Origin of the sequence: Imperialibacter sp. (assembly GCF_040222385.1) — a bacterium.
Taxonomy (GTDB): Bacteria; Bacteroidota; Bacteroidia; order Cytophagales; family Cyclobacteriaceae; genus Imperialibacter.
On sequence record NZ_JAVKDF010000035.1, the window covers coordinates 475,315 to 492,118 of the forward strand.

At 46.3% G+C, this 16,804-nt stretch carries 15 protein-coding genes; 7 read left to right on the forward strand and 8 right to left on the reverse strand.

Annotated features, from left to right (window positions below; genetic code table 11):
- Window positions 1–107: 107 nt before the first annotated feature.
- The 3 genes from RIG68_RS17925 to RIG68_RS17935 all read right to left on the reverse strand — a co-directional run bounded on the left by RIG68_RS17925 (window position 108) and on the right by RIG68_RS17935 (window position 2,817).
- Complete coding sequence (locus RIG68_RS17925; RefSeq protein WP_350125308.1) at window positions 108–1,490, reverse strand: discoidin domain-containing protein; 1,383 nt, start codon at window positions 1,488–1,490, stop codon at window positions 108–110.
- A 335-nt stretch (window positions 1,491–1,825) separates the two neighbouring features.
- Window positions 1,826–2,044: a hypothetical protein gene (locus RIG68_RS17930; protein ID WP_350125310.1), complete on the reverse strand. Its 219-nt coding sequence runs from the start codon at window positions 2,042–2,044 to the stop codon at window positions 1,826–1,828.
- Window positions 2,045–2,046: 2 nt separating this feature from the next.
- Complete coding sequence (locus RIG68_RS17935; RefSeq protein WP_350125313.1) at window positions 2,047–2,817, reverse strand: HNH endonuclease; 771 nt, start codon at window positions 2,815–2,817, stop codon at window positions 2,047–2,049.
- Window positions 2,818–3,092: 275 nt separating this feature from the next.
- Here RIG68_RS17935 and RIG68_RS17940 point away from each other — a divergent pair, with 275 nt between their 5' ends.
- The 3 genes from RIG68_RS17940 (at window position 3,093) to RIG68_RS17950 (ending at window position 6,292) form a co-directional block, all read left to right on the forward strand.
- Entirely contained in the window at window positions 3,093–3,770 is a 678-nt protein-coding gene (locus tag RIG68_RS17940; RefSeq protein ID WP_350125316.1) for a hypothetical protein, read from the forward strand.
- A 3-nt stretch (window positions 3,771–3,773) separates the two neighbouring features.
- Window positions 3,774–4,892 carry a GmrSD restriction endonuclease domain-containing protein gene (locus RIG68_RS17945; RefSeq protein WP_350125319.1) on the forward strand — a complete coding sequence of 373 codons (1,119 nt, stop codon included), beginning with the start codon at window positions 3,774–3,776 and terminating at the stop codon, window positions 4,890–4,892.
- Between the two features lie 965 nt (window positions 4,893–5,857).
- A complete protein-coding gene (locus tag RIG68_RS17950) occupies window positions 5,858–6,292 on the forward strand; it encodes an HU family DNA-binding protein (protein WP_350125322.1) in 435 nt (144 codons plus the stop codon).
- 337 nt (window positions 6,293–6,629) lie between these two features.
- On the opposite strand, the gene RIG68_RS17955 is transcribed toward RIG68_RS17950, so the two are convergent.
- The 4 genes from RIG68_RS17955 to RIG68_RS17970 form a co-directional block, all read right to left on the reverse strand.
- Complete coding sequence (locus tag RIG68_RS17955) at window positions 6,630–7,892, reverse strand: IPT/TIG domain-containing protein (RefSeq protein ID WP_350125325.1); 1,263 nt, start codon at window positions 7,890–7,892, stop codon at window positions 6,630–6,632.
- Between the two features lie 331 nt (window positions 7,893–8,223).
- Entirely contained in the window at window positions 8,224–9,264 is a 1,041-nt protein-coding gene (locus RIG68_RS17960; RefSeq protein ID WP_350125328.1) for a bifunctional transcriptional activator/DNA repair enzyme AdaA, read from the reverse strand.
- Window positions 9,265–9,364: 100 nt separating this feature from the next.
- Complete coding sequence (locus RIG68_RS17965) at window positions 9,365–9,877, reverse strand: hypothetical protein (RefSeq protein ID WP_350125331.1); 513 nt, start codon at window positions 9,875–9,877, stop codon at window positions 9,365–9,367.
- A 593-nt stretch (window positions 9,878–10,470) separates the two neighbouring features.
- Complete coding sequence (locus tag RIG68_RS17970) at window positions 10,471–11,439, reverse strand: Kelch repeat-containing protein (protein WP_350125334.1); 969 nt, start codon at window positions 11,437–11,439, stop codon at window positions 10,471–10,473.
- Between the two features lie 262 nt (window positions 11,440–11,701).
- Here RIG68_RS17970 and msrB point away from each other — a divergent pair, with 262 nt between their 5' ends.
- From msrB to RIG68_RS17990, 4 genes are all read left to right on the forward strand, one after another.
- Window positions 11,702–12,151, forward strand: a complete 450-nt coding sequence (gene msrB / locus RIG68_RS17975) for a peptide-methionine (R)-S-oxide reductase MsrB (RefSeq protein WP_350125337.1) — start codon at window positions 11,702–11,704, stop codon at window positions 12,149–12,151.
- A 214-nt stretch (window positions 12,152–12,365) separates the two neighbouring features.
- Window positions 12,366–12,764, forward strand: coding sequence for an RNA-binding regulator (gene rbp, locus RIG68_RS17980; RefSeq protein ID WP_151997202.1), 399 nt, complete (start codon window positions 12,366–12,368; stop codon window positions 12,762–12,764).
- 142 nt (window positions 12,765–12,906) lie between these two features.
- Window positions 12,907–13,824, forward strand: a complete 918-nt coding sequence (locus RIG68_RS17985; RefSeq protein WP_350125340.1) for a class I SAM-dependent methyltransferase — start codon at window positions 12,907–12,909, stop codon at window positions 13,822–13,824.
- A 51-nt stretch (window positions 13,825–13,875) separates the two neighbouring features.
- Window positions 13,876–14,346 carry a hypothetical protein gene (locus tag RIG68_RS17990; RefSeq protein WP_350125343.1) on the forward strand — a complete coding sequence of 157 codons (471 nt, stop codon included), beginning with the start codon at window positions 13,876–13,878 and terminating at the stop codon, window positions 14,344–14,346.
- A gap of 6 nt (window positions 14,347–14,352) precedes the next feature.
- Here the strand turns inward: RIG68_RS17990 and RIG68_RS17995 are convergent, their stop codons facing one another.
- Complete coding sequence (locus RIG68_RS17995; RefSeq protein WP_350125346.1) at window positions 14,353–16,746, reverse strand: ABC transporter permease; 2,394 nt, start codon at window positions 16,744–16,746, stop codon at window positions 14,353–14,355.
- Between the last annotated feature and the right edge of the window lie 58 nt (window positions 16,747–16,804).

Below are 16,804 nucleotides of genomic sequence, written 5' to 3' on the forward strand. Positions count from 1 at the left end.
ATGTTGACTAATCGCCATCGGACCATGGCAGATTGGTAACAATATAACAGCACTAAGAGATCAACTCCTTATCATATGTTAGGGCTGCAGAAGTCGACTAAATGGCGCTAGTAAACATAACCGAAGACAAGTAATTCTGAAATACACATATCCTGATATTTGGTACCCTCATATACTTCATCTACTTTGATCTTTATGGAAGTAGGCTTCATAAATTCGAAGCCTCGTTCGATTTTCGTACTGTCGTCCCAATTGGCGAGTTCCGGGCCTTCAAAGGGCTGATAAGACAGAAACTCAACTGTTTTCAATAGATTGGCAGACCCGGCAGGGAGCGAAGAAATTTCGTTCATGTAAAGCGACGTTTCGTCCTTGCATTGTTTAACGCTTTGACTGTTTTCCATATTGTAGCAGGTGCCGGACACAGTTAATGAGCCGCTTTTAATCTTCCCGTTTTCCACAAAAGTCGCTGTATTCTTGGTGTAGCCGTTAACTATCGCAATCCCGGTGAGGGTAAAGCTGGGGTTTAGATCAAGTTCAATCCATTCCCCAATGCCATTACCAGAGTGACCCTCCACCCAAGCTGTTGCTAAGTCACCATCAATAAGATTTCCCACAACATAGGTTGCTCCAAGGGTGGACGACGCCGTAATTGCTTTCACAGCTTCCGGAGCCCGATTGATATAAAATAGTTCTCTGAAGTGTTGGGCATCTGTATCGCCATAGTCAACCAATATTTTTGAGTTTCCGGTGAAACCATAATTGTCAGACGAAAAGGCTATCGTGTTATTTTCTGCATGCTGCGTGAATCCATCAAGTCCACGCACCCTGAAGTTGTCGTATTCACCTGGTCGAACAATATTCACAGTGATGTTTCCTGCTTGCCCATTACCCCAGCTACCCGCCGGTGACAGGTCGTAAAGGTATTTGTAATTGTTGCCGCTATCATATATTTCGTAATCGTAGGCCGGTTCATGCATGCTTGAGGTGGTATACTCGGCGGGAGTGGCTAGTGTGATGCGCAAAAAGTTTTCTAAACCTTCCTCGATATCAACCTTAGAAATGAACCATACCCGCAGTAGTTCATCTGGGGTTCTATTCCGTTTCAACTGGTATTGCTCGCTGACGATGGAATCGGTGGAAATGGCTTTTCCATTGAGGGTCATCGAATAGTGTATATTCTCAATCAACTCCTCTATTGGTAAATTCTCTTCCTCTAATGACTCGCCGCCCTTGCTTAGGTAGAAGTCTACCGGAAAGGCATATAAAAGTGATCGAGCCTTCCCGCCATTCTTCAGTTGATACAACACTGTAGCCTTGACGGTACTTTTAGCTGAAAAGTCAAGCGTCAGGTCTTCACGCAAAAGCAGAATATCTTTCGTGTTAATGAGCTTAATATTTCCTGTTTCTTTAAACAGGGAAGAATGGATGGTGCCGCCGTTGGCTGACGCCAACCCGGGTAAAAAAAGTAAAAGAAAAGTGTATAGGCGCATAATGAGACTGGTTGATGGCTGCAATACTAATGTAGCAAAAAGATAGGGCAGGTTCATAATTGGGCGACACTACTATGCTACGTGCGGAGTTGAAAATTAAAGACATTACTATCTGCACTTCCGCAGATAGTAATGTCTTTAATCTGGACGGAGAACGAACGGCTTCAATTACGGACAACCCTACTCCAGCTTCAGGTATTTCACCCAGTGGCCGACCACCCACTCCTTATTATATAGTGTGCGGGAGAATCTATTAACTTTGATTATGGACGTGCACAGCCCAAAGGTGAGAAGCTATAATATGAGCCGTATCAGGAGTAAGGGTATAGGATGAATTAAGTCTGGGAAGCTTCTTGAATTTTTGCGTTGGCAAAATCCTCTATTTCAAGAATGTAATCTCGTTGATCCCAGTTGGCGTCGCTATTTAGGCTCTCAAATTGCTCTGCCCACAGAATAAATTCTGAAGCATCTAGTCTGGAATCACCAGAGGAATAATTTTTTGCTCCTGCAAAGTAGGCAATGTCGGCTATGGCTTCTAAAATCTTTTTATTCATGATTACGGTCTAAATCTAGCCTCACGATGGTATTGTAAGAATGTCTTTTCGGGTAAAAACCTCGAAGGAAGTATGATGCTTTGCCCGTGATGTTTCATAAAGTAATCTTGAGTTTCCTTGCTTTTACTTTTTTTGAGAATTGAGGAAACTTGTATTGTATAGTCTTCTAATATCGTGATCAACCCAGCTTCGAACGCTTTATCATGCAAAGCATTAATGCATATTCCGTTTCGGATATTTAAACGATTTGCGTCATCCATACCCCATGGTCTGATATGTCCCGCTATAAGTAGCTCAGGCTGTTGAATTCCGGTAATGCAACAGGTGTTATTGTAAGCCGCCAAAACAGACTTTCTAAAAAAGGATTGATTCACTCTCGCCTTAATAACTTGATCTCTTGTTTTTCCCTCCTTCGGCAACTCTTCTTCAGAGATGTTATTCAATTTTTCAACGGTTGTATTCTCCAGCTTAGCCAATAATTTCTCACTTTCAAAGGAGGAGATATTTAAGGCCTCAAAAAACTCGCTCCATATCTCTTTGTCAAGGATGCTCGTATTGGACGCACCTTTTATTCCTCTGGCTTGAAGACTAGGGTCGAGACTGGCAAAGTTCACAAGTTTGTAGGCGACGGAATTCGGTGTCCTATCAATAAGCTGAGCAAGGTGTATGACTTTTGGATTTCGACTATGGAGTCTTCCAAATGGTAGCTTACAGTAAAGGTTCAGTGCGAGAATTAGTTCATCCCTAGTCCAAAGTCGTTGGCCTTCTTTCATAAATTAATATTATAAATGAACTATTGTAAAATTGCTACAATGCGCTATTCAATACAGAACCTTTTCAATTTGCTAATTGAACACGCTAAATGAGATGCATTTTTCTTTTTCGGTCAAAAAAAGTAACCTAGGCGCCGAATCGATGTTGTTTTGCCGTGATGTCCGAAATCACGTTTGTTAAGTTAGCCTCAATACTTTTCAAGATAATATTTGGTAGATTGTTATCAAATTTTTTCAATGAACCATTTTTTGAAGGAAAATCAAGGCCTGGAACTATGAGTTATACTGACCAAAAAATAAGCGAACTGAAGGATGATCTAACCTCTCGGCACCTTTCTCATGAGGAAATCTTTCAAAAGCATATTGTTGATGGAGATACGTATTTTTTTCAATCTGTTCTGGGAGATAAATCAAAAGAATACCAAGTTAAGTCATTGATTGCTGGGTATTTGGGAGTTCATATCCACGAAGTCATTTTTGTTGGATCCGCTAAGCTTGGTTATAGCTTAAATCCTAAAAATTTGTACCGGGAATTTGATTCGAAGTTTCGGAGTACACGTTTAACCAAAGATAAGTCTGATCTAGATATAGCTGTTGTTTCAAATTCATTGTTCAACAGTATCAGCCATAGCATTTTTGAATACACTGACGCATTTAGGGACAAGTGGACTCAAAATGAATATTACTTCGGCGGGAAAGAGGATGCATTTGGAGTCCCAATTTGCTTTAAATATTTTGAGTATTTCTCTAAAGGGTGGTTTCGGCCTGATATGAAGCCGAAAGGATATGAGTTTTGTATTACAAAAACATTCGAACAAATGAAGAAGGAATTATTTGATAATTTTCGAAGAAAGACCGGGTTAGGTATTTACCAGGATTGGTATTTTTTCAAGAACTATCATATAAATAACCTCAAGGCGCTCTCTTATCGGGTTGAAACAGAAATTATCTAAGAAATGAAAAAACTGGATTTTAGTATTCCAGCCAATAATCAAAAAATTATTGAGCTGTATAACAAGTTAAAAAAAGGAGAACTTGACCCCAGCCCTTCTTATCAACGCAAGCTAGTGTGGAGAAAACAGCATAAGTATAAATTCATAGAAACGATCCTTTGGAATTTTCCATTTCCAGAGATTTACATTGCCCCAGGAGAAATCGATACCGAGACCCTAGTCTTGACTGATCAAATTGTAGATGGGCAGCAAAGACTCACCACAATTCTGAATTACATTGAAGCCAAGGATGTTTTCAGCTTAAAAAGTACTCCAATCAAGGCTTTTAGTGATCTTTCGAAATCCGAAAAAGAAGATTTTCTCAATTATGAGATTTCAGTCCGGTATCTGAAAAATGCCAGCGAAATTCAAATAAGAGAAATATTTCAAAGAATTAATAGCACTGAGTATTCTCTAAATACTACAGAAAGGATTAATGCTCAGTGGGGAGATAGCGAATTTATTTGTTTGGGAAAGCAAATAATCGAGAAGGATTTGGATGTTGACACTTCACTAATCTCATACAAGATATCACCGGAAAATAGAGACACCTTTTTAAATTTCTTTCATGAGAGGTATCAGATATTCACTGACAACGACATCAATAGAATGCTTGCCCTCCAATTTGTACTAACACTTTTGGCTACCATTTGTGAAGGGGAATACTTCAGGAGAAACGATAAAGTGCAGGAATACATCGAAAGCTACTTTGAAGAATTCAATAATGCAGGCGAAACTGAGATCGAGCTCATCTCTGCGATTAGTTTTATAGAAAGTTTAGGACTCGCTAGTGGTTCCTACTGGTTTAATAAGTCCAATATTTTCACTCTAATCGTTGAGTGTTACAAATTGGATACATCGAGTGTTGATATTGAAACCTTTAGAACGAAATTAGAACTATTAGAACAGGAAAACAAACAATATTTGTTGGCTCAATCTGAGGGTTTGCAGCCTGATTTGCCGGGCGAAGACATCCGATATTTTGACTTAGCAAAGGAGGCCGTAAATGATAAGCCATCTCGTGAATATCGAGGCCAGTTCATCTCTCGCTTGTTGACGCAAAGCATGAAGGCTAGTAGCTAAAGCACCTTAAATAATTCCAACATCCATTTTGCTTTAAGATTATAGTTTCTATATCTGGCATAGCCAATGAGTTTAAAATCTTTGATTGCCGTGACTTAGCTTTGAAATCACTCGATGAACCGCTGTCCATAGCAACACCCTACTCCTTCTAACCCCAGCCCTGTTTTCATCTACCCCAAGACCGATCTGTATCTACCGCAAGACTGACCCGCATCTTGCGCTAGGTTGAACTCAATCTACGGCTAGATGCATCAACCTTTGCCGCAACACGCAGCATGGCTTGGCGCAGGAAGCAGCTGTCTCTTGCCGTGAACCCACCTGGCTCCAGCGCAGGAGGCAGCAATCTTTGGCTTAACAGGCCGATAAGTCTAGCGCAAGAAGGAGCTGAGTCTTGCGCTAGAGTGGGAAGCATCTAGCGCTAGATTTGGTTGACTCTAGCGCTGGAATGGAATGCCTCTTGCGCAAGAGTAAAAAAGGGTCTGCCATACACCCCTTCAGGCCAAAAAAAATGAAAGCATGAACGACCCCATAAAGTGCAATTAAAGAGGAATGAATAGTCAGTTGAATTTTGCCTCTCTCCCGGCGTGCGGTTTTCTGAAATTATTTTTGAAAACTTGCTCGAATTCAATCGATTGAAATGAGTTTTATTAGAGCTATTAGACGATCGTCGGTAAACGAAAATAAGCCTGTGTTGGATGCGTAAAAAGCACAAAAATATCGGTCGAGATAAAAATTAAAATTTCTTTTAAAAATTATATAATAATTCAACTCTAAATGTGATTTTTGGCACCGTTATTGAAATCATTTTTACCGTACGCAGCGAGTCAAATTATCCCTCTTCAGGAGCTCCGCTGAAGGCGCCTCAGGGATTTTTTTGAGAGCGATAAGCTGGCTCAGCGCACACCCAGGAAACCCGGCCGGGTCCTGTCTTTAATCAAATTAATAACCATTTAAATTTTACAATCATGAATGCAATACCATATGCAATAGTTCGTCGTGGCCAGCCGGGAGTGGCTGGGGGAGGCGACCAGAAGTACTACGCTTTCGTTAAAAGACCTGCCATGATCAGCCTTCGGGAGATCATCGAGGACATTACCAGCATGAGCACCCTTACCAAGGGCGATGCGCTCAACGCCGTGGAGAACTTCCTCGACCTGATTCCGAAGTATGTAAGAAAGGGCCATATCGTGAACCTGGGGCAGCTGGGTACGTTCCGTATCAACATCAGCAGCAACGGGCATGATCAACCCGAGAAGGTGACCATGTACAGCGTAAGAGGAGCCAGGGTGGTGTTTTCGCCCAGCGCCGAGATGAAGATGAAGCTCGCCGAGCTGAAGTTTACCAGAGCGTCAGATGCGTTTGACAACCTGGATGTTGGACCAAACGAGGAGGCCGCATGAGCGTAGTAAAAAGTGCTGTTGGCTTGCCAATTGGCGACAACCAGCAGAGAGAGTAGGATCCCGCATGAAAGTGCGGGATTTTTTTTTGTTGGAGGGTTGGAAGTAGGGAAACGTTCGAAGCTGGCAACAGCTGGTCTACTAAACCTTGGGGGTTTAGTAAACGCTCAGGCTGGCTGCCCTATGAATAGAAGTTGTCAGTGAGCTTTACCAAATTTTAGAAGGTAATAAAGCTGGCATCTGTTCACTGTTAGCCTATTCAAAAGTAGAGCACATGGCGACAAAAGCCGTCACTAAAGAATTTGGGTAGCTTCCTTCTCTCTTGTTGTTTCATCAATGGTTATCTGCCGATAAAAACTGCTGTAAGTTCACCACTTTTATCGTTACCGGTAACAATATTGGGCTGTGCATTTCGCCAGTATTTACCACGAGGCCCATGCCCCTGATCAAGTTCGTAGCCTGCGCAATAAACATTTCCATTCAATGCCCGAACGGAGTACGCTTCCGCTCGCCCTACGGCGGGGGTTAGATTGACCGGAGCGCCGTCAACCCAAAGCACTGCCGTTAAATTGCCATTTACATTTTTTTCGTAGCCACATACATACACGTGTCCGTTCTCAACGTCAATTGAAAACCCGTCACTCCGCTGGGCGTTAGAAGTGAGTCCTGCCAAAGGATACCCCACGCCGTCCTTCCAGTATTTTGCTACTTTGCTCTCGTACCCTGCCACATACACCCCATCTCCTGTTACTTTGATGCCCTTTAATCGGCTATTTTCAGTTCCACCGCCTATCTTCACAGGTTGCCCGTCTTTCCAGTAGGTAGCTGTATTGCCTTCAAGCCCGGCTAGATAAACAGAGTTCTCAAAAATGTCTATACTACTGAAATAAGCTATTTTTTGACCGTTGGTGGTAAATACCACTTCTCCATTTTTCCATAATGTGCCAACGTGGTTAGCCTGCCCCTTTTTTTCGTAGCCGCAGACATAGATATCACCATCAACAACCCGAATGCCGAATGTCTGGGCAAGGGTAGTGCCATCTGTTAGATCATAACTCACGCCATCCACCCAGTATTTAGCCACGGATGTACTGTTCAAGGTGGAACTCTGGCCTGCCAAATAAACACTTCCCTGATAAACGTCCATGGCGGACACCCCCTCATAATCGCCGTCTATTCCCAAGCTTGTACCGATTCCGTTCGTCCAGTACTTCGGCTCGTAGGTTCCGTCACTTTCATATCCTGCCAGGTAGAGGTTCAGTATTTCAAGCGGCTCAATAAAGTCCGATGCGATATCGCCAACAGTCACCCGAACCATGCCGCTGGTACTGTTTTCCGGGATAACAAACTTGATGGTTGTTTCGGTGACTTTACTGATGCTGCCCTCGGTATCGCCCAGCAAGACACTGATATTGGCACTATTGGCCTCAAAATGATCTCCTGTGACGGTAACGGTGTCAGCCGCCAGTCCGGTTTTGGGCGAAAAGTCAATAATCTGAGGGACTGCCGGCGTTTCTATTGCATCGTCTTGCTGTCCGCAGGCGGTTAAAATGGTGACCAGGATAAGTAAAGCCCTCGGGTTGTTTTTTATAAAGAACTTCATGTTGAGGTAATGATGTTAAATTTGCCTGAAAGTTCGCTAGGAAATAATTACAGACAACTATTTCACAGGTATTTTTCAGACTCATTGAAAATTTGACTGATCGCTGTTAATCCGATAGATACGATTTTTATGACGGCACATGCTTGTTCAAACTTTGTGAAGCTTTTTAAAGCAGAGGAATCTGGGCACCGGCAAACTCGGGGATGTCTGCGTGATGCAGGCCTCTCCGAGGTGAAACGCATGAGTGTGTAGAATGGAGATACCTGCCGTTGCATCCTTCCAAACCGGCCGACGTGGAACGGAATGACGGTGCGGTTGGCCTGATTACCACCTACTTATTGCTCTTTTCCAAATCAATCAGGAACTGCTTTCGCCAGATGCCGCCGCCGTAGCCTGTGAGGGCACCGTCTTTGCCCACCACCCTGTGGCAGGGGATGATGATCGATATCCTGTTCATGCCATTGGCCCTGCCCACAGCCCGCACGGCTTCTGGCTTTCCCAGCTTTGCTGCCTGCTCTCCATAGGTGGCTGTGGCGCCGTAGGGGATGCTCATCAGCTGCTGCCACACACTTTTTTGAAAGGCCGACCCCGGCAATGTCAACGGAACGGTAAAATCTCTCAGTTGTCCGTCAAAATAGCGGGCTATCTCACGCTCAAGCAGCTCGAAGTGAGGATTGCTTCCCTGCACAATGGTAGCGTTGAAGTGCCGGGCGAGGGAGATGAATTCGGTTTCCAGCATTTTCCGGTCACTAAATTCCAGCAGGCAGATGCCCTCCGTGACAGCGCATGCGATCATGGTGCCGAGTCGGGTTTCTATTCTTTTCAGGTCAATTACCCGTTTCGCTTTGCTTTTTTTCGGAGCCACGCCGAAGATGTTTTTGAACGACTCTCCAAATCCGCTCAGCGACTCAAAACCGGCATCGAAGGCTGCGCCGGTAACACCATCTCCCTGCTGTATTTTCTTAAAAGCCGTATTGATCCTGAACATTCGCTGATAAGCATGGAAGGTGATGCCGTGGTTTTTTAAAAACCAGCGCCTGACAGTATGGGGCTCCAGTCCACGCTTTAGCAGGTCACCGTCTTTGAGCCGTTTGCCTGGGTTCGCTTCCAACTCGTCTATCAGGATGTTCATTTCAATGGGCGTTTTGTTGAGGTGGTGCAGGGGCTTGCATACTTTGCATGGCCGGTAGCCCCGGTGCAAACATTCTTTTGACGTGCTAAAGAATTCTACATTGTCCGATTTTGGTTTTCGTGCCGTGCAGGAGGGGCGGCAGAAGATGCCGGTAGTTTTTACGGCCGTAAAGAAGACGCCCTCAAAAGAGGTATCTTTATCCAGAATGGCCTGGTACATGATTTTTCTACTGAGCTTCATTGCTTGAATTTATCGAGAGTGGAGAACAAAAAGGAAGATTATAGGTGGTAATGTGCAGATTGGCAGCCGTTGGTCAGGGCTGGTTTGTCGGGATGGTCTGCTATCTGTTTTTGTGTGGTAATTGCATCGATACATTTAGCATGATTCTGGTGTTCAGGCTGAGTGCCTGACCGGAGTAGGCCACGCCAACGCATACCGGAAAACCAATATTGACGCTGCCCACCTGCTGGTTGGCTGTGAAACACAGGCCACTCGTTTCTATCCAGCGGGGTGTGCTCTCGGCTGATGAGCCAGGAATGTGTGTGACTTCTCCAAACCACGTGGTGGTGATAGCGCCGGCGTTGTCAAGCTGGCGTTTGTGTACAGCACCACCGAAAAAGGTGTAGTAGCCAATCACGTCGCTACTGCTGATGAAAGAGGCTAGTTCCAAAAAGGCCGGCCCTTTGCTGATGCCTATGCCAGCCGAGGCTAATTGGGTGTAGGACCATTGAGCGGACTTGAAGTGGTAGTTAATGAGGTGGGGGGTGCGGGCAAAAATATTGGCGGTCAGCCGTTGTGCGCTACAGCCCTGGGCGACAATAATCAGGAGACCTGCAAGGAAGATTGTTTTCATGTTTGTGTGGTCTTTTGTGCAAAGAACATGGCTTCTCCCAAGGCTGGCAACCGAAAAATTGACAGGTATTTTTTTATTGAGACCGACGCCTGTAAAGGAAGGTATGGCGCAGTAACGGGGTTTGAGCCAAAGTGGTTACTCTCTGCGTCCCTGCAAAAACGGCCTGAGCTAAAGAGGTTACTCTATGCGTTCCTGCCGATGTAACCTCTTTAGTTTGTGGGGAATCGTTCTCGAAGTAAAGAGGTTACTCTATGCGTCCCTGCCGATGTAACCTCTTTAGTCTGTGACAAATCGTTGTTCTAAGATTAAAGAGGTTACGACTTTCTGTGGGGCAGAGTAACCTCTTTAATTGCGACGGCTTGGACTAAAGAGGTTACTCTATGCGTCCCTGCCGATGTAACCTCTTTACTCAGCAACAAATCGTGCTTCGAGGATTAAAGAGGTTACGACTTTCTTTGGGGCAGAGTAACCTCTTTAATTTGCAGCAGATGTAACCTCTTTAGTCTGTAACGAATCGTTGTTCTAAGATTAAAGAGGTTACGACTTTCTTTGTGGCAGAGTAACCTCTTTAATTTGAAGCAGATATAACCTCTTTAATTGAACACCTCGATACTATTCAGCTCGGGGCCGCCGCCACGGTTGCCGGAGCCGGCCACGGTGTAGATCTTTCCTTTTACATTCACCGCTCCTGTGCCATGGCGGCCTTTGTTGAGCATAGGCAGCATCTCCCACTGCATGGTTTGCGTGTTGAACGCCTCCACGTTAGCATGCGACTCTTCCTGAGCATCGCTTTCACCCCCCATAATCAGCACCTTTTTGCCCAACACCACTGACGAAGCCCCTGCCCTTTTCGTTGGCAAGTTCTGCGCCTCGCTGAGGGTCGACCATTGGCCTGTTTTGAAGTCATACACGTCCACAGCTGGTTCGGTGAGATTAAGCACCTGCTGAATTTTGGCTGTCGAGCGACGGCCGCCTGCCAGGTACAGCTTGTCGCCTACCACAGAAGCGCCTACATGGTCACGGATGTGCGGCGCATCGGCTAGCCTCCTCCATCTGTCGGTCTTTGGGTCATATTCATCAAACCAGGCGTTGGTACCATCCCAGTGTCCATCAGTCTCCCCGCAAATGATGTAGATTTTATTTTTGTACACAAAAGCACCCGCTGCTCCCCGGCGACGATCTTCGGGGATAGACGGGCCTTTGCGCCATTCGTTCTTCTCAATATTGAAAATATATACATCAGGAATAGGCACCTCATGAGGATAGCCTCCTGTGAAAGCGCCGATCACCCACATTTCGCCTTTATAGTTGATCGCCTGAAAATGGCTCATCTCCAAAGGTGTTTCCACGTGTTTCGTCCAGGTGTTGGTGTTGATATCGAACGACTCGACCGGCTTCACGCCTCTGCCGCCTACCAGCACCAGCTTGTTGCCGATGGCAGTCAATGAATTCTCATGGCGATTGGTGCACTCATTGGCAGGTGTCACTTTTTGCCAGCTTTGTGCCAGGGCACAGGTGGTTGAAAGTGCTACTATTACTACAAAGGCAAGGGTCTTTTTCATAACCAGGGAAATTTTTGTTTAGCGTTTCAGACAACGGTTCAAAAGTAAAGATACAAGATTGAAGATATGCTTTGCCAGCGAAAAAGGGAAGAAGGGTAAGATTCTTGGGTCAGCAGCCCAGGCCTGTCATAAGACAGGTTGGAATTGGATAGAGGGCTGTCGGGGGACAGCCCTTGGGGTTCTTTAAATTAAATTCGCTTTATTACCTTCAAAACTATTCCCCACCAATTGCTGTTACTCAATCACCAAAAAGAACCCTCATATGCTCAAGTGGACTGATATAACAAGCTTCGCCAAAAATGGCAACCCCGCACCCGACAGAAAAATAACACTAACGGAAGCCGAATGGAAGGCAAAGCTTACGCCTGAGGAATACCAGGTAACAAGGCTCAGGGGAACAGAACGGGCATTCAGCTCGGAAATGTGCAGCCTTTTTGAGCCCGGGCAATATGGCTGTGTTTGCTGTGGCACCTTACTGTTCGATGCGGCTGAGAAGTTCGAGTCGGGCACGGGCTGGCCCTCTTTTACACAGCCAGTAAAGGAAAACAGCATCGGCTACATTGCCGATAAGAGCCACGGGATGTACCGCATCGAAACTGTTTGCAACACCTGCGACGCCCACCTGGGCCATGTGTTTCCTGACGGCCCTGCCCCTTCAGGGCTGAGGTATTGCATGAATGCCGTTGCTTTAAAAAAACTGAAAGAAGCCTGAAAAAGCCCTTGTTTCCGAACTTTAGAATACCTGAAAGGTGAGGTGAATCAACACATGTTGGCGGCAACAGGAGCGTAACATATTGTTAATTTTGTTGCCTATTTTCCTTTAAGCGAATTTTTTCAAAATACCGGCGCTTAGATTAAGTTTTCAAAAAACTAGTATTTCGTTTTAAATCCGCTACATTTATAAAAATTTATTTAACTAATAAGGCATGAATATTTTCGTTGGCAGTCTCCCTTACAGTATTGAAGAGGCTGAATTAAAAGGTTATTTCGAAGACTACGGTGAGGTTTCTTCTGTAAAGATCATCACAGACAAATTCACGGGTAGAAGCAAAGGGTTTGGTTTTGTTGAGATGCCGGATGATGAGGCTGCTCAGAAAGCGATCAAAGAATTGAATGGCGCCGAAGTAAAAGGAAGAGCTATAGTAGTGAATAAGTCAGAGCCGAAACCAGAAGGCGAAAGAAGAAGCGGCGGTGGCGGCGGATTCAATCGTGGTGGTGGCGGAGGTGGCGGAGGCTACAACCGTGGTGGCGGTGGTGGCGGAGGCTTCAACCGTGGCGGCGGCGGCGGCGGATACGGCCGTGGCAACCGTGACTCTGATTACTGAGAACTATCAGTCGCTAAAAGAAATTAACAAAGTGGTTCATGATCTGAACCACTTTTTTTATTGTCTGTTGTTAAGAAAGTCTGGCAAGTTTGGTTTCCCAACTTGTTTAATAGTTATCAGTCTTTAAAGATTATCATTTAAAATGCCCCAGTCCTCGACTAAAACCCCTCATTCAGAAAACCAATTCGCCGACTACCGGAATTTCTGGTGGAACAAGGGCTTTATCGATTTGATGGCCAAAAGGATCAAGCTGAGCAAGCATACCTCCCTGCTTGATGTGGGCTGTGGGCAGTGCCACTGGAGCAAGATTCTTACTCCTTACCTGGGTAAGCCTGCTTATGTGGTGGGTGTAGACAAGGACCCCACCTGGGCAAAAGGATCGGCTGAGCTTAAGCGCTTTTTTAAAGACCAGGCAGCCTGGTTTGAGCTTTACCAGGGCGATGCCATGAACCTCCCGTTTGAGGATGCGTCTTTTGATATTGTTACCTGCCAAACGGTGCTTATTCATGTTGGCAACCCCACAAAGGCAATAGAGGAAATGAAGCGGGTGCTGAAGCCCGGAGGCACTATTCTCTGTGTGGAGCCCAATAACAGAATTCAGAGCCTGCTGAGAACGTCCGAGTCGGAAAATACCTCCATCGACGAGATGATTGACCATGTGAAGTACGCCCTGATTGTGGAGCAGGGAAAGAAAAGGCTGGGCTTTGGCGACAACTCCCTTGGCGACCTGCTGCCTGGCATGCTGTCGAAGCAGGGCTTTCAGCAAATAGACGTCCGCCTGTCCGACAAGGCCATTGTGATGGTGCCGCCCTACGACACGCAGGAGCAAATGGCCACTGCGAAACATTGGAAAAAAGGCAACGCCGGCGATGCCATGAACAATTCTGACCTGTTTTATTTCGAAGCTTTCGGGGACAGGCATCTCTCCTTTTACGACGAGTACCATCAAAAATACGAAGGTCATGCCGAAAGGATCTTTGAGGCCCTCAAAAACAACGACTTCCATTCGGCAGGCGGAGCCCTGATGTATTTGGTTTCCGGCAAAAAGCCCAGCCACTGAGTTACAACTTTCTCTTTTGATCAAGGGTCTTCTATCCAAACAGTCAAACTTATGAGAGCCATTCTGCTTTTTGTTACAGCTACTATTATTCTGGGAGCCTGCGGTAGTGAGGATGAAGAACTTCTTTCGGTAAAGCTAAAGTCGGAAAGTGAGTACATTAAAACTGGCATTTCCTGCGGCCTTTGTGCTGGCGTTTGTCTCGACTCCCTGGCGGTAACGCCCAATAAGCTCATCTATAAGAGAACCATTTGGGGAGAGGGCGATCCAAAAACAGAAATCATAGAACAAGCCTTTACCCAAAAGGGCTGGGAAAACCTCATCGGCCTCGTGCCTCTGCAGGAGTTCGGCGAACTGGAGCTGGAATCCTGTGCCCGCTGCTACGATGGCTGCGACTACTGGCTCGACATCAAATCGGGCGGCATTGAAAATTCTATCTCCTTTCCCTGGAACGAGTTTCCACAGCAGGTAGACTCACTCACAAAAGCGCTGAATTCCATCAAAGAGCAGTTCAACGACAACTAAGGGCTGTTATTCTTCCCGCAGCACTTCCGCCGGGTTGGTAGCTGCGGCTTTGTTTACCTGCCGGTACACCGACGTTGCCATAAGCACGCCGATCAATATCGCTGCTGCTGGTATATACCACCAAGAGGCGCTTACATGAAAAGCGAATGAGTTGAGCCAGTTGCCGAGAAAGTAGTACGAAAGCGGGCCACCTACCACAAGACCAACGGCCAGTACCACAGCAAACGGGCGCCCCATTTGGGTCATGATGTGCCACAAATCTGCTCCCAGCAGTTTGCGTATGCCCATCTCCTTTCTTCTGGTTTCCAAAATAAACGCAGCCAGCCCAAAAACACCCAGCAGAGAAATAAGCACAATGACACCGGCAGAGATCCGGATGAAAAAAGAGAGCCGGTCGTCTTCTCTGTAGGCAATGTCGAGGGCATCAGTGAGAGAGGTGAATTCAACTTCCTGCGTGATGCCAAGGTCGTTCAACACGGTGCTCAGCTTTTTCTTTTGCTCCTCCACGTCCCCTTCGTCCAGTTTCACGGCAAGCAGATTGCGGGAAGCTGCAGGCACAATTTGCCAAATCATGGGCTCCAGCTCCTGGTACAGCGACTGAAAGTGGTAGTCTTCCATTACTCCTATGATGGTGCCTGTGTTCAGCGAATCGGCAACCACCTTGGAGAACGTTTCACCAATGGCAGCCTCGGGAGAATCGAAGCCGAACAACTCAACCGCCTTTTTGTTGAGCACAAATGCCCGGCCTATGTCAGATGAAAACTCTTTCGAGAAAAACCGTCCCGCTACGAGCTTCACCTCATACACCTCATCAAAATCCGCATCAACGTAGTTGGCATTCATCATCGGGGTGGCTCCGGTGCTGTCTGCCCCAAGCCTGAACTGCGCCCGCACATGGTCGCCGGTGATGGGAGTGAGCGATATGGAGGCTGCTTTAACATACGACTGTTGCAGAAAAGCCTGCTTGATGGCATCGGCCTTGGCATTTACCTGAGGGTCGGTGATGCTCATCGTCACCACGTGTTCTTTGCTGAAACCAAGGTCTTTGTTTTTTATGAACCGCAACTGCTCATCCATGCCTAGAGCGATCACTGCAAAAAGTACGGACACAATCAACTGAAGGCCCAGGAGACCATAGCGAAGGCTCAACTTCGAGTGGCCGGCGGCTGCTCCCTTGAGGTTGGTGACAGAAATGGTGCGGGACACCAACCAAAACGGGATAATGCTCGAAATACCGGCCACGGCGAGGCCAAAAAAGAAAGTAAACAGGTAATAAGTGACACCTGTGAAGAGCCCTGTTCTCAAAGTGATGTTGAGCATGGCTTCAATTTCAGGCACCAGAAAGAACGTAAGCACATTGATCAAAAGAATGACCAGCGATAGCATGCAAACAGATTCGACAAGCAGCTGAGCGTACTGCTGACCAACAGCCTCTCCCATGATTTTTCGAATGGCCAGCTCTTTGGACCGCCTCATTAGCAAGGCCGTGGCCAGGTTCACATAGTTGGCAATGCTCACCAGCAGCAGAAAGATCGCCAGCACTCCCAGGGCCAGGTCGTTGAGTTTGCTGCCTTTTCTTCCAGAGTCAAACTGATGCCCACTGGTATAATGAACCTCAGTAAAGGCCACCGGAAGCAGACTTATTACGTCTCTCATCCCTTCAGGAAAATGCTTTTCTGTAATAGAAGCGAGTTCCTCCGCAAGCCCGGCTTCGTCAGTTCTTGCCTTCATCAGCAGGTAGGTAAAATTGCCGGGCACCAAAGCGCCCGGGTTGTCGCTCATGGCATTTTCGACATGCGAATAGCTTGTGGCCATGTCGAAGGCAAAAGAAACATTTTCAGGATAGTCTCTGATAACAGCTTTTACCTGCGCCGAAAAACTACCAGCCGGTGTTTCAAGTGATACGGTCTGCCCGATGGGGTCGTCCTCTCCAAAAAATCTTACAGCCGTCGTTTGGTTGATCACCAGTCCGTCAGGCGTTTGCAATGCCGTTTCAATATTGCCGGCGACAACTTGCGCAGAAAACATGTTGAAAAAGCCGGGGTCGGCAAAAAGCGGGTAGCTCTGCCCAAGGTTTTGGTCGCCCAGGGTAACGGAAGCCGGCATGTACCGGTACCTGACTACCTCTTCCACATCGGCCAATTGCTCTTTCAACAGCGGCGCCAGCGACTTCGAAGTGGCGGCATAAATCGAGGTCGATTCTGGCAGGCTCACCCGGGTGCTTACCCTGACAATCCTGTCGGCCTTGTCGTGAAACTTATCAAAGCTTATGTGGTAATACAACACCATTAGCACGGGTATGAGGGCACCCAGGCCAACTACAAAGCCAATGATTTGCAGAAACGCAGTGGAGCGAAACCTCCAAAGGCTGCGGAGCGAGAATAAAAGGTGATAACGCATAGTAAACTAATTTGTTAGTCAATAAACTAACAAATTAGTTTTAATGCAAGAGACTCCT